Raw genomic sequence first — 13,698 nt, 5'->3', positions numbered from 1 at the left:
TCACATGCCTGCCTGTGGGACGGTAGTGCCAAACTCACTCCGTGGCCGCGCGGTGACAGGTACTCACCCTTGACGGCCCGTGACCCCGTGCGATATTAGCGCGTCGAGGGGGAGCGCCCGTTCGATGCGGTCGACGGCGGCGAACGCCCCGTATGCGACGAGATGCACCAGACAGTGGTCCGTGTACGGCGGCCGCTTCCATGCCGCCACGTCCTCGTCGGTGATCCGGTACGGAGCCAGCGCGGCCAGCATCGCCAGCCGGGCCCCGGGCCGGTCCGCCCGGTCCGGCAGGGCGTCCCACACCAGCGGCTGGTGCGTACCGTCCCACGCCGCGACGACATCTCGTACGAGGGCCTGGTCGGCCTCGGTCAGCAGGCCCGCGCCCGACGTGGCCGCCGACCGCAGCGCCGCGTAGGCCGGGCCGACCGTCGTTCCGGCCGCCCAGGAGGGGCCGGGGCCCGGGCCGCCGTCGAGGAGGGCGAGGCTCGCTCCCGGGGTGAGGCGACGGCGCACCGTCTTCGCCACGGAACGGCCCACCAGGCTGCGGACCGGCCTGAGGCGCTGGGCGTTGCCCGGCAGCAGGTTCTCGGTCAGCAGGGCGGAGACGATCCGATTGATGAAGTGGAAGGACAGGGCGGTGCCGACGTACGCGGCGGTGTGCTGGGCGAAGAAGGGCAGCGGGGCGAGGGCAGGGCTGCCCGGGACGCGAGTTGCCTCGCCCCAGGCGAGCAGGCGCGCGTGCGCCTCGTTCTCCGGGGTCTCGCCGCGGGCCAGGCGCTCCGCGAGGGCGTGGTCGCCGGTGGCGTGCAGCAGGACGGTGTGCGCGTCCACGCAGAACGGGCACCTGTTGGCGCGCGACACCCCGAGGGCGGTCAACTCCTTGCCGGTGCGGCTGCCTTCGCCCGCGAGGAGCGACTCACGCATCAGGGCCCAGGTGGCGGCGAGCAGTTCGGGCGCGGAGGACAGGACGACGAAGGTGGCGGGACCGTCGATGCCGAAGTCCTCGGAGAGCTGCCGGTAGACGTCGGCGGTCCGGCCGGTGGCGGACCTGGGCGGCGGAGGCTCGGTGTAGCGAAAGGGCGTGGTCGCGAAGGGGTAGCTGAAGGGTGTGGTCATGCCGAGAACCCTCGCTCCCGAGGACGCCTCCAGGCGTCGTACGGCCGAAGGCAGTTGGCGGTGCGCCGACGCGACCGCCCCGGCCGCCGGACTACTGCGCCGGGAGTAGTCACGGGTCCGTCCACAGGGCTGACGCCGTTGTCGGCGCGGCGGTCTACCGTACGGACATGAACGCGGACCAGGTCACCCTCAAGCGGCTCGCCGACGTGGCGCTCGCTGTTGTGATCGGCGCGATCGTGGTGTGCGCGGCGGCCTTCGGCGAGGACACGGCGCCGGTCGACTACGCGCTGATCGTGATCGGTTCGCTCGCGCTGGCCGCGTACCGGACGGCGCCTCGCGCGGTGCTCGTCGTCACCACGGCCGCGCTGGCCGGCTATGTGCTGCACGCCGAGCCCGGGCCGGTGGCCGCCCTCCCGGTGGTGGCCGCCGTCCACACGGCGGCACAGGCCGGGCACCGGGCCGCGGGCGCGGCCGCGGGCGGGGTGTTCCTCGGGGCGTGTCTCGCGACGGGACCCACCTCCCACGACACGGTCGAGCGGACCGCGCTGCTGGCGGGCTGGTTCCTGTGTGCCGTCGTCACCGGTCTCGCGGGCCGCAACTGGCAGGCGTATCTGCGCCAGACCGAGCAGCGCGCCCTGGAGGCCGAACGCACCCGCGAGGAGGCGGCCCTGCGCCGGGCGGGCGAGGAACGCCTGCGCATCGCCCGCGAGTTGCACGACTCGCTCACCCACAGCATCTCGATCGTCAAGCTCCAGGCGGGAGTCGCCGTCCACCTCGCACGCAAGCGCGGCGAGGAGATACCCCCGGCCCTGCTCGCCATCCAGGAGGCCGGCGGCGAGGCCATGCGGGAACTGCGCGCCACGCTCGACGTGCTGCGCACCGACGAGCCGACCGGCACCCCGGCCCTGCTCGTGGAGCGCGCCAGGGCCGCCGGCCTCGCCGTCGACCTGACCGTGACCGGCCACGAGCGCCCGCTGGCGGCGACCGTGGACCGTGCCGCGTACCGCATCGTCCAGGAGGCCCTGACGAACGCCGCCCGGCACGCCGGGCCCGCCAAGGTCGCCGTCCAACTGGAGTACGAGGAACGTGAGTTGACGATACGCGTTGACGACGACGGCGCCGCCGAACCCTCCCGGCCGCCTGCCGAGGGCATCGGCCTCACCGGCATGCGCGAACGCGTCACGGCCCTCGGCGGCAGCCTGCACGCCGCCCCGCGCGCGGAGGGCGGCTTCTCGGTACGGGCCCGCGTGCCGCTGGAACTGCCGTGAGCGGCTTGATCAGGGTCGCGCTGGTCGACGACCAGGCCCTGATGCGGGCCGGGTTCCGGGCCCTCCTGGAGGCCGAGGACGGCATCGAGGTGGTCGGCGAGGCCGCCGACGGGGAACAGGGTCTGGCGCTGGTGCGCGCACATGTCCCGGACATCGCCCTCGTCGACGTCCAGATGCCGGTGATGACGGGCATCGAGGCGACCCGTCGCATCGCCGCCGACCCGCAACTGTCCGGCGTACGCGTGGTGATGCTGACCAACTACGGCCTGGACGAGTACGTCTTCGAGGCGCTGCGGGCCGGTGCCAGCGGGTTCCTGCTCAAGGACACCGAGCCCGCCGACCTGCTGAAGGCCATCGAGATCGTCGCGGGCGGCGAGGCCCTGCTGTCGCCGTCCGTCACCCGCACGCTGATCGGCGAGTTCGTGGCCCGGCCGCCGGACCGGGCCGGCTGCCCAGGACTGGAGTGCCTCACCCGCCGCGAACGCGAGGTCACCGCGCTCGCCGCCCGCGGCCTGACCAACGAGGAGATCGCCGCCCACATGGTCATCAGCCCCTTCACGGCCAAGACCCATGTGAGCCGCGCGATGACCAAGCTCGGCGCCCGGGACCGCGCCCAACTGGTCGTCTTCGCCTACGAGTCGGGGCTGGTCGCGGCACGCGGGCAGGTGGAGTGAATGGCAACGGGTGGAGTGACTGGCAACGGGTGCGTGAATGGCAACGGGTGCGTGACTGGCAACAGGGAGCGGAGCGACGGCTTCCGGCCAGGTCCCGTGTGATGATCGGCGCGTGATCGCGATACGCCCGAGATCGATCCTCAGCGTCGCCCTCGTCTGCCTGCTGGCGCTGGGGGTGAGCGGCTGCGGGCTCTCCGCCGAGCTCGACCGGGAGGGCAACCCCGAGCGCAAGCCCACACCGACGCAGACGCTGACCGTGGAGATACCGACCCGGGCCGCGAATCCGTCCCCGTCCGGGATCCCCACGCACTCTCCGTCCGTACCCGTCCAGGAGGAGCAGGGCTGCCCGCCGTCCGGCCTGCGTTTTCGGGCCGACGCGGGCGACGCGGCCATGGGCCTGCGCGCCATGGGCCTCGACGTCACCAACTGCGGTGACCGCCGGTACACGTTGAACGGCTACCCGTCCGTCACGGTCCTCGACGAGTCGGGCGACCCCTTCCCCGGCGTACGGACTGTCCAGGGCACGGACGAGGTGTCCATGGCACCGGAGGATCCCGGACCCCGACAGGTGACCCTCGACCCCGGCGAGACCGCGCACGCGGCCCTGTACTGGCGGATGCACAACCAGGACGGCGTGTACCTCCGCGTCGCCCCGGAGAAGGGGGACGACACCGTGACCGTCCGGCCTCCGAATCCACTCGACATCGGCCCCGAGAACATCCTGGGGACGACGGCCTGGCAGCCCTCGGCGTAGCCCTCCGAGCTGCCCTCGGGGTAGCCCTCGGGGTAGCCCTCGGGGTTAGGGGGGCGGCAGGCTGCGTACGATCGCCGGACGTCTGCCGGGCGCCCGCTCGCGGTCCGGATGCCCGCGCCACAGTGAGGAGTTCCCCGTGTTCACGACCCGACCCACGCTCCAGGGCACCTTCGGGATGGTGTCCTCCACGCACTGGCTCGCCTCGCAGTCGGCGATGGCCGTGCTGGAGGACGGCGGCAACGCGTACGACGCGGCCGTCGCCGCCGGATTCGTGCTGCACGTCGTCGAGCCGCACCTCAACGGCCCCGCCGGAGAGGTGCCGATCGTGCTCGCCCCGGCGGACGGGGAGGTGCGCGTGCTGTGCGGGCAGGGCGTGGCACCTGCCGGGGCCACGATCGCCCACTACAGGGGACTCGGTTTGGATCTCGTACCCGGTACCGGGCCCCTCGCGGCCGCGGTGCCCGGGGCCTTCGACGCGTGGATGCTGCTCCTGCGCGACCACGGCACGAAGTCCCTGGCGGACGTCCTGAAGTACGCCATCGGGTACGCGGAGGACGGGCACGCGCCCGTGGAGCGCGTCGGCGAGACCGTCGAGACGGTACGGGAGCTCTTCGAGACCGAGTGGACGTCGTCGGCCGAGGTGTACCTGCCGGACGGGCGGCCTCCGCGGCCGGGCGAGCTGTTCCGGAACCCCACGCTGGCCGCGACGTGGAAGCGGCTGGTCGCGGAGGCCGCTCGGGAAGCCGAGGCCGTCCGGGAAGCGAAGACTGCCCAGGAGGCCGAGTCCGGCCAGGAGACCAACGCCGTCGAGGAGTCCGAAACCGTCCAGCAGGCCGAAGCCGTCCAGGTTGGTGGCGACCGGGTCGCCGAGATCGAGGCCGCGCGGCGGATCTGGCGCGAGGGCTTCATCGCGGAGGCCCTGGTACGGCAGGCGGCCCGGCCCACGAAGGACACCAGCGGGGAGCGTCACACCGGCACGCTGACGGCGGCCGACCTGGCCGGCTGGTCCGCGTCCTACGAGGCCCCGGCCACGTACGAGTGGCGGGGCTGGACCCTGTGCAAGGCCGGTCCCTGGAGCCAGGGCCCGGCGCTCCTCCAGCAGCTGGCCCTGCTGCCGCCGGAGCTGCCGCGGTACGGCTCCGCCGAGTACGTGCACCTGCTGATCGAGGGCTGCAAGCTCGCGATGGCCGACCGGGAGGCGTGGTACGGGGACGCGGGTGAGGTCCCCCTGACGGAGCTGCTGTCGGAGGAGTACAACGCCGGGCGGCGGGCGCTGGTCGGCGAGAAGGCCTCCTACGAGCTGCGGCCGGGCAGCCCCGGCGGGCGGGCACCGCGGCTCAGCGGGCACGCGCGCGTGGTGGCCGCGGGGGAGGAGTACGGGTTCGACGCGCTCGGGGTGCCGGGGGCGGGGGAGCCCACGGTGGCGCGGGCCGGAGCCGGGGCTGGTGACGGCGGCGCGACGGGCGTCGGGGTGCCAGGGGCGGTGGGCGCCGGGGGCTCGGGCACAACCAGCGCGGGCGCAACCGGCTTGGACACAACTGGCTTGGGCGTAACCGGCGTGGATACGGGCACGGGTGCGGGCGCGCGCACGGCGGGCGTGGGAGAGCCCGCCGTTGCCGAGCAGCCGACCTCGCCCGTGCCCGGAGAGCCCGACGTCTCGACGGACGGCGCCACCCGGGGAGACACCTGCCACCTCGACATCGTCGACCGCTGGGGCAACATGGTCGCGGCCACGCCCAGCGGCGGCTGGCTGCAGTCCAACCCGGTCGTGCCCGAGCTGGGCTTTCCGCTCGGCACCCGGCTCCAGATGGCCTGGCTGGAGGAGGGGCTGCCCAACTCCCTCACGCCGGGCCGTCGTCCGCGTACGACGCTCACGCCCTCGCTCGCGCTGCGGGACGGGGTGCCGGTCATGGCCTTCGGTACGCCCGGTGGCGACCAGCAGGACCAGTGGCAGCTGCACTTCTTCCTGGCCGTCGCCCTGCGCTCGGAGGTACGCGGCGGCCTGGACCTCCAGGGCGCCATCGACGCCCCGAACTGGCACAACGACAGCTTCCCCGGTTCCTTCTACCCGCGCGGCATGCGCCCCGGCAGCGTGACCGTCGAGTCCCGCACGGACCCGGAGGTGGTGGCGGAGCTGCGTCGGCGCGGCCACGACGTCCAGGTCGGCGACGCCTGGTCCGAGGGACGGCTGTGCGCGGTGGCACGGGACCCGCGGACCGGGGTGCTGTCGGCGGCGGCGAATCCGCGCGGGATGCAGGGGTACGCGGTCGGGCGCTGATGCCCTCCCGGCCGGAGGTCCCGACCGGATCGGCCGTGGGGCCCGCCAGGTCAGGCCGCGCGGCCCGCTCGGATCGGCCACGGGGCCACCTCGGCCCGGCTCACACGGCGCCGATCTCCGAACATCGGTTGTTCACGGCGATTCCACCCGTGATGCACCGGGCGGGTGGGGATTGTCAGTGGCGCGTGCTCTCATGGAGCCATGATCGGACACATCGAAACCATCGAGGAGTTTCTCGCACACCGCACCGCCGACGTGGAAGAGGCCGTCCGCGAGGCTGCCGCCGCCGAGATCATGCCGCGCTTCCGGCAGCTCGCGGCACACGAGATAGACGAGAAGACCGGCCCGCACGACCTGGTCACGGACGCCGACCGCAAGGCCGAGGAGTACCTCACGGAGGTGCTCGTCAAGCTGCTGCCCGGCTCGGTCGTGGTCGGCGAGGAGGCGGTCCACGCCAACCCGGCGTCGTACGAGGCGATCCGTGGCGAGGCGCCCGTCTGGATCGTCGACCCGGTGGACGGCACCCGCCAGTTCGTCCACGGCGACCCGGGCTTCTGCACCCTGGTCGCGCTCGCACAGGGCGGAGTCCTGCGGGCCTCCTGGACGTACGCACCGGCCCGCGACGAACTCGCGGTCGCCGTGCGAGGGCAGGGGGCTCTCCTCGACGGCGAACCCCTCCGCGCCGGCTCGCCCGCCCCCGGCCGTGACCTCGAAGTGGCCACGTCCCACCCGGACTACACGACGGACGACCAGAAGCGCGCGCTCCTCGGCCTGCGCACGGCAGGCGTCGTGCCGCGCGCGTGCGGCTCGGCCGGGCTCGAGTATCTAGCCGTCGCCCGGGGCGAGTTGGACGCCACGGCGTTCTCCTGGGAAGCCGCCTGGGACCACGCGGCGGGGCTCCTGCTCGTCGAGGAGGCGGGCGGCACGCACCTGACGCTCGCGGGGGAGCCCTTCCGCATAACCGGCGGCAACACGCTCCCGTTCACGGCGGCACGGGACGAGGCCACGGCTCGCCGGATCCTCGGGCTGCTGTCGGGCGGAGCCTGACCCGCAACGGGCCGGTACCGAGGCGGGCCAGGGCTGAGGTGGGCCGTGACTGAGGCGGGTCCGGGCTGAGGCGAGTCGTCACTGAGGCGGGTCCGGGCTGAGGCGGGCCGTGGCCGAGACCGCCAGGGCTGAGATGAGCCAGGGCTGAGACCGACCGGGGCTGAGGCGGGCCAGAGCTGAAGGTGGCCGAGGCTGGGGCGGGCCGGGACAGGACTGTCGGAGGCCCGGCATATCCTGATCCCCAGTGGCCGTCGGCTGACAAAGGAGTCCGAAGGTGCCGTCGATGCTCGATGCCGTCGTGGTGGGTGCGGGGCCGAACGGACTGACGGCTGCCGTGGAGCTGGCCCGCCGAGGCTTCTCCGTGGCCGTTTTCGAGGCGCGCGACACGGTCGGGGGCGGCGCCCGCACCGAGGAGCTGACCCTGCCCGGCTTCCGCCACGACCCGTGCTCCGCCGCACACCCCCTGGCCATCAACTCGCCCGCGTTCCGGGCGATGCCGCTGGCGAGGTACGGCCTGGAGTGGCTGCAGCCCGAACTGCCCATGGCGCACCCCTTCCCGGACGGCACGGCGGCCGTGCTGTCGCGCTCCGTGGCCGAGACGGCGGCCTCGTTCGGACCGCGCGACGCGGGCGCGTACCGCAGGCTCGTCGAGCCCTTCACCCACACCTGGGACACCCTGGCGCGGGACTTCATGTCCCTGCCGCTCACCGCGCTCCCGCGCGACCCGGTCACCCTCGCCCGTTTCGGCCTGGCCGGACTGCCGCCCTCGACGTGGCTGATGCGCAGGTTCCGGGACGACCGGGCCAGGGCGCTGTTCGCCGGACTCGTCGCGCACGTCGTCGCCCCGCTGGGCGGCTTCGCGACCGGCGCCGTCGGCCTCGTCTTCGCGCTGGCCGCGCACGCCCGCGGCTGGCCCGTCGCCCGCGGCGGCTCCCAGTCGATCTCCGACGCGCTCACCGCGTACCTCAAGGACCTCGGCGGCGCCGTCCACACCGACTACGAGGTCAAGCGGCTCGACGACCTGCCGCCCGCGCGCGCGTACGTCTTCGACACCTCGCCCACCGCGCTGAGCCGCATCGCGGGCTTCGGGCGGTACTACGAGCGGTTCCGGTACGGGGCGGGCGTCTTCAAGGTCGACTACGCCCTCGACGGACCGGTGCCGTGGACCGCGAAGGAAGCCCGCACCGCCGGCACGGTGCAGATCGGCGCGAGCAGCAAGGAGATCGGAACGGCGCTGCGTGCGGCGTCCCAGGAGGGGCGGGCCCCCGACGTGCCGTTCCTGATCACGGTGCAGCCGAGCGTCGTCGACCCGTCCAGGGCCCCGGCCGGAAAGCAGGTGTTCTGGGCGTACGGCCACGTGCCGAACGGCTGGACCGGGGACCTCACGGACGCGATGGAGCGCCAGTTGGAGCGGTTCGCGCCCGGTTTCCGGGACCGCGTCCTCGCCCGCGCCACGGCGGGCCCGCCCGAACTCGCCGCGCGCAACGCCAACTACGTGGGCGGTGACATCGCCTGCGGAGCGGCCTCCGGCCTCCAGCTGATGCTGCGCCCCAAGCTGTCCCTGTTCCCGTACAGCACCCCGCACCCCGCGGTGTTCATCTGCTCCTCGGCCACCCCGCCGGGCGCGGGCGTGCACGGCATGTCGGGGCACAACGCGGCCAAGGCCGTGTGGAAGAGACTGCGTCAGTCGGCCCGCGCGTCCAACTCGGCATGACCACCATCGAGCTCGTCCAGGGCGACATCACTCGGCAGAGCGTGGACGCGATCGTCAACGCCGCGAACTCCTCCCTGCTTGGCGGCGGAGGCGTGGACGGCGCCATCCACCGGCGCGGCGGCCCCGAGATCCTCGCCGAGTGCCGCGCACTTCGCGCCTCGCACTATGGCAAGGGCCTCCGGACAGGCCAGGCCGTCGCCACCACGGCGGGCAGGCTGGACGCGCGCTGGGTGATCCACACGGTGGGCCCCGTCTTCAGCCGGAGCGAGGACCGCTCGGAGCTGCTGGCCTCCTGCTACCGGGAGTCCCTGCGGGTCGCCGACGAACTGGGCGCGCGGACCGTCGCGTTCCCGGCCGTCTCGGCCGGAATCTACGGCTGGCCGCTGGAGGACGCCGCCCGCCTCGCGATCGGCACGGTGCGGGACACGGAGACGGCGGTTGCCGAGGTCAGGTTCGTCCTCTTCGACGAGCGGGCGTACGAGGTGTTCGCCGCGCGGGCCGACTGACCGGCTGATCGGACGGCTGACCGGTCAGCCCTCAGGAACACACAAAGTCCGACAGGATTATTGCTCCGATTGTGTTCGGGTCCTACTGTTTTCTGTGGCTCAGCAGGTGTCTTTGTCCTCAGCAGTTGCATTCTGTCCTGGCATCAACTTCCGCCCGCCAACTGCTTTTGACGGTTTAAGCCAGTTTCGACTGGATCTGACGCTCCCTCAGTTCGCGCACCCCCACTGTCGCACCGAGGAAGGCCACAGCCATGCCGCACCCGCACCCGCACGTGCCTCCCGTCAGCCGCCGTCGACTTCTCGAGGGCGGAGCCGCCGTCCTCGGTGCGCTCGCCCTGCCCGCGTCATCCGCCCCGACGTACGCGGCCGACCGGCCCGACGCTGTGGACGGCTCCCCGGAGTGGAACGGCGCCATCGACGTCTTCCAGGTGGGGACGGAACCGCCCCACACCACACTCACGCCGTACGCGGACGTCAGACAGGCGCTGGTCGGCGACCGCACGCGCTCGCCGTACCGGATGAGCCTCGACGGGAAGTGGAAGTTCGCCTACGCCGACCGTCCCGACGACCGGGACACCGACTTCTACCGCACGGACGTGGACGACAGCTCCTGGGACACCATCCCCGTCCCCTCCGTCTGGCAGATGCAGGGCTACGACTTCCCGATCTACATCAACATCACGTATCCCTACTGGGGCCCCAACGGCCTGGGCGAGGAACCGCAGCCGCCGGCCGCCCCGACCCGCTACAACCCCGTGGGCCAGTACCGGCGCACCTTCACCGTCCCCGAGGGATGGGCAGGGCGGCGGACGTTCCTGCACTTCGAGGGCGTGAAGTCCGCCCACTACGTGTGGATCAACGGCGAGTTGGCGGGCTACAGCGAGGACTCCTACGTCCCCGCCGAGTACGACATCACCCCGCACCTCAAGCCCGGCACCAACCAGATCGCGGTGGAGGTGTACCGCTACTCCGACGGCGACTGGCTGGAGGACCAGGACATGATCCGGCTGAGCGGCATCTTCCGCTCGGTCCACCTGTACTCCACACCGGCCGTGCACCTGCGCGACTTCAAGCTGGACACCCCGCTGAGCGACGCCTACAAAGCCGCCGAACTGTCCGTCACCGCGAGCGTGCGCGCCTACGGAGACGGCAAGGGCAACGGCAGCGGGCGGTACTCCGTCGAGACCCAGCTCTACGACGCGAGCGGGCACGCCGTCTGGCCCCGTCCGCTGCTCCAGCCGGTCGACCTCGGCGCCGCCCCGGTCGCCGACGACGTGACCGTACAGGCCGCGAGGGCCGTACCCGCGCCGAAGCTGTGGTCGGCCGAGCACCCGTACCTCTACACGGCCGTACTGCGGCTGCGCGACCCCGCCGGCAAGGTCGTCGAGACGCTCTCGCACCGGGTCGGCCTGCGCGAGTTCGCGCTCAAGGACGGACTGATGCGCATCAACGGCAAGCCCGTCTCCTTCCGCGGCACGAACCGGCACGAGATGCACCCCGACCGAGGCACCGCGCTCACCCGCGCGGACATCGTCCGGGACATCGAGATCGTCAAACGGATGAACATCAACACCGTCCGCACCTCGCACTACCCCAACAACACGCTCTGGTACGAGCTCGCCGACGAGTACGGCCTGTACCTCGTGGGCGAGACCAACCTCGAAACCCACGGCATCCGTGACGAGTACCCGGGCAACCACGCCGACTGGAGCAGGGCGTGCGTGTCCCGCGCCCAGAACATGGTCCACCGCGACAAGAACCACGCCTCCGTCGTGATCTGGTCGCTCGGCAACGAGGCCGGCAGCGGCAGCACGTTCGTCGCCATGCACGACTGGATCCGCTCCTACGACTCCACCCGGGTCATCCAGTACGAGGGCGACGACCGCCCGGGGATCAGCGACATCCGATCGAAGATGTACGAGAGCCCCGCGCGCATCGAGCAGCGGGCGAAGGACACCGCCGACACCCGCCCGTACGTCATGATCGAGTACTCCCACTCGATGGGGAACTCGACCGGCAACTTCGCGAAGTACTGGGACGTGATCCGCCGCCACGACGTGCTGCAGGGCGGCTGGATCTGGGACTTCGTCGACCAGTCCCTGAGCTGGCCGACCCCGACGCGCGCGGTGTTCACCGAGGCGGGGCCCGGCGCGGTGTGCGGTGAGATCCAGGCCGGCAGCGCGACCTTCGACCGCGAGAAGGGCGTGTCGGGCAGCACCGTCTTCGCCCGCGACACCGGCCTCGACATCACCGGCTCTCTGACGCTGGAGGCCTGGGTCACCCCTTCCGTGATCGGCTACGACCAGCCTCTTCTCGCCAAGGGCGACACCCAGTACGCCCTGAAGCAGTCGAACAGGACTCTGGAGTTCTTCATCCACGGCGGCGGCCAGTGGGCCACCGCGAGCTGGGCGCTGCCGGAAGACTGGACCGGCAGGGAACACCACGTCGCGGGCGTCTTCGACGCGGAGGCGGGCACGCTGACCCTCTACGTCGACGGCGCGGTGAAGGCCACCCGGACCACCACCCGGCGGCCCGCCAACAACACCGCACCGCTCTCACTCGCCACCGACGTCGACAACCCGACCCGGGAGTTCAGCGGCACGATCCGGCGGGCGCACGTCTACGCCCGCGCCCTGTCCGCGGCCGAGCTCGCGTCGGACGGACGCGGACCCGGCGACGACGGGGTGCGGTTCTGGTTCGACGCGGCCACCGTCAAGGTCACCGAGAAGCGGCCCAAGGAGCGCACGTTTTTCGCGTACGGCGGCGACTGGGGGGACCACCCCAACGACGGGGCGTTCGTCGCGGACGGCATCGTCACCGCCGACCGCGGACACACCGGCAAGGCCGCGGAGGTCAAGCGGGTCTACCAGACCATCAACGCCGCACCGGCGTCCGGCGACTCCCTCGCCGTCGGCGCCGCGGTCACCCTCACCAACGAGAACCTCTTCACCAACCTCCGTGAGTTCGACGGGAGCTGGGCCCTCGTCGCCGACGGTGAGATCGTGCGGCGCGGCAGACTGAGCCGCGCCCAGCTGGACGTTCCGCCGCTCAGCGGCAAGGACATCACCGTGCCCTTCAGGCTGCCGGCCGACCCGGCGCCCGGCGCGGAGTACTTCCTGCACCTGTCCTTCACCACCAAGGAACGCACCAAGTGGGCGAAGGCCGGCTTCGAGGTGGCCAGGCACCAACTCGCGGTCGACGCGGGCAGCCCGGCCGTGCGGCCGGTCCCGCTGGAGCGCGTGCCCGCACTGCGCCTCAAGGACGGGGACGCGTCCGTCACCGTCACGGGCAAGGGCTTCTCCGTCACCGTCGACAAGACCACCGGCGTCATCACGTCGTACGAGGCCCGTGGCACCCGGCTGATCACCTCCGGGCCCGTGCCGAACTTCTGGCGGGCACCGACCGACAACGACCGGGGCAACGGCCAGCACCTCCGCAACCAGACCTGGCGCGACGCCGGCGCCCGGCGGAAGGTGACGGACGTGGGCGTGCGCGCCCTGCGCGACCGGGCCGTCGAGATCAAGGTCGCCGGGAGGCTGCCCACGACCACCGAATCGACGTACACCACCACGTACACGGTCTTCGGCAACGGTGAGATCAAGGTCGACAACACGCTGCACCCGGGTGCGGCCGGCCTGCCCTACATCCCGGAGGTCGGCACCCTGCTGTTCCTGCCGGGCCGGCTGGAGCGCCTGCACTACTACGGGCGCGGCCCCGAGGAGAACCACTGGGACCGCAACGACGGCACCGACGTGGGGCTGTACTCCGGGACCGTCTCCGGGCAGTGGACGCCCTACATCCGCCCGCAGGAGAACGGCAACAAGACCGACGTCCGCTGGGCCGCGCTGACCGACCGCGGTGGCGCCGGGCTGCTCGTCTCCGGCGAACCGCTCCTTGAGGTCAACGCCTCGCACTTCACCCCGGAGGACCTGTCGGTCGGGACGCGCCACGACTACCAGCTGACCCCGAGGGACGAGGTCGTACTCCGCCTGAACCACCGGCAGATGGGAGTGGGCGGCGACACGAGCTGGGGCGCGCACACGCACGACGAGTACAAGCTGTTCGCCAACCGCGACTACTCCTACACCTACCGGCTGCGTCCGCTGACCGACGTCGACTCGGCGACGACGGCCTCGCGGCGGCCCACGGCGGGGGAGTTCTCCGGGTAGTGCGGCAGGGCACGGTGCGGCGCGGCGCGGGGCCCGGGGCAGGATCGGAAGGACCGGCTGGAAGGGTGTTCCCATGCGGATGGGGGCACCCCCAGGTAGCCCCATGCGGACGGGGGCACCCCCAGGTAGATGTCGGATTCTCGCCAGCCAGTGCCATGACCATGGCCGATGC

Annotated in this window: 9 protein-coding genes; 8 read left to right on the top strand and 1 reads right to left on the bottom strand. The window is 72.3% G+C overall.

Translation table 11 applies throughout. The features are described from left to right. Positions 1-63 precede the first annotated feature (63 nt). Complete coding sequence (locus OHA11_RS07615) at positions 64-1,116, bottom strand: carboxymuconolactone decarboxylase family protein (protein ID WP_266493277.1); 1,053 nt, start codon at positions 1,114-1,116, stop codon at positions 64-66. Positions 1,117-1,283: 167 nt separating this feature from the next. On the opposite strand from OHA11_RS07615, the gene OHA11_RS07610 reads away from it, so the two are divergent. The 8 genes from OHA11_RS07610 (at position 1,284) to OHA11_RS07575 (ending at position 13,526) form a co-directional block, all read left to right on the top strand. Continuing rightward, positions 1,284-2,384, top strand: a complete 1,101-nt coding sequence (locus OHA11_RS07610) for a sensor histidine kinase (RefSeq protein WP_266493274.1) — start codon at positions 1,284-1,286, stop codon at positions 2,382-2,384. A 5-nt stretch (positions 2,385-2,389) separates the two neighbouring features. Continuing rightward, positions 2,390-3,058, top strand: coding sequence for a response regulator transcription factor (locus OHA11_RS07605; RefSeq protein WP_266507031.1), 669 nt, complete (start codon positions 2,390-2,392; stop codon positions 3,056-3,058). A gap of 112 nt (positions 3,059-3,170) precedes the next feature. Then, complete coding sequence (locus OHA11_RS07600) at positions 3,171-3,812, top strand: DUF4232 domain-containing protein (protein ID WP_266493272.1); 642 nt, start codon at positions 3,171-3,173, stop codon at positions 3,810-3,812. Between the two features lie 136 nt (positions 3,813-3,948). Beyond that, positions 3,949-6,090 (top strand): gamma-glutamyltransferase family protein, encoded by a 2,142-nt coding sequence (locus OHA11_RS07595; protein WP_266493270.1) that lies wholly within the window; start codon positions 3,949-3,951, stop codon positions 6,088-6,090. Positions 6,091-6,291: 201 nt separating this feature from the next. Then, on the top strand, positions 6,292-7,137 hold the full coding sequence (locus OHA11_RS07590; protein ID WP_266493269.1) for an inositol monophosphatase family protein: 846 nt from the start codon (positions 6,292-6,294) through the stop codon (positions 7,135-7,137). Positions 7,138-7,420: 283 nt separating this feature from the next. Continuing rightward, positions 7,421-8,851 carry an NAD(P)/FAD-dependent oxidoreductase gene (locus OHA11_RS07585; protein ID WP_266507030.1) on the top strand — a complete coding sequence of 477 codons (1,431 nt, stop codon included), beginning with the start codon at positions 7,421-7,423 and terminating at the stop codon, positions 8,849-8,851. Continuing rightward, positions 8,848-9,357 carry an O-acetyl-ADP-ribose deacetylase gene (locus tag OHA11_RS07580; protein WP_266493267.1) on the top strand — a complete coding sequence of 170 codons (510 nt, stop codon included), beginning with the start codon at positions 8,848-8,850 and terminating at the stop codon, positions 9,355-9,357. The genes OHA11_RS07585 and OHA11_RS07580 overlap by 4 nt, the downstream gene beginning before the upstream one ends. Before the next feature lie 251 nt (positions 9,358-9,608). Further along, positions 9,609-13,526 (top strand): glycoside hydrolase family 2 TIM barrel-domain containing protein, encoded by a 3,918-nt coding sequence (locus tag OHA11_RS07575; RefSeq protein WP_266493265.1) that lies wholly within the window; start codon positions 9,609-9,611, stop codon positions 13,524-13,526. Positions 13,527-13,698 lie beyond the last annotated feature (172 nt).

It is taken from the genome of Streptomyces sp. NBC_00878, from assembly GCF_026341515.1.
GTDB lineage: Bacteria > Actinomycetota > Actinomycetes > Streptomycetales > Streptomycetaceae > Streptomyces.
The sequence above is the reverse complement of the archived record's forward strand: the minus strand, read 5'-3'. Positions and strand labels throughout refer to the sequence as shown.

What these genes read in the sequence shown, in the direction of transcription:
- OHA11_RS07615 (WP_266493277.1), bottom strand. Translation starts at nt 1,116, where the DNA reads ATGACCACACCCTTCAGCTACCCCTTCGCGACCACGCCCTTTCGCTAC.
- OHA11_RS07610 (WP_266493274.1), top strand. Translation starts at nt 1,284, where the DNA reads ATGAACGCGGACCAGGTCACCCTCAAGCGGCTCGCCGACGTGGCGCTC.
- OHA11_RS07590 (WP_266493269.1), top strand. Translation starts at nt 6,292, where the DNA reads ATGATCGGACACATCGAAACCATCGAGGAGTTTCTCGCACACCGCACC.
- OHA11_RS07585 (WP_266507030.1), top strand. Translation starts at nt 7,421, where the DNA reads ATGCTCGATGCCGTCGTGGTGGGTGCGGGGCCGAACGGACTGACGGCT.
- OHA11_RS07580 (WP_266493267.1), top strand. Translation starts at nt 8,848, where the DNA reads ATGACCACCATCGAGCTCGTCCAGGGCGACATCACTCGGCAGAGCGTG.
- OHA11_RS07575 (WP_266493265.1), top strand. Translation starts at nt 9,609, where the DNA reads ATGCCGCACCCGCACCCGCACGTGCCTCCCGTCAGCCGCCGTCGACTT.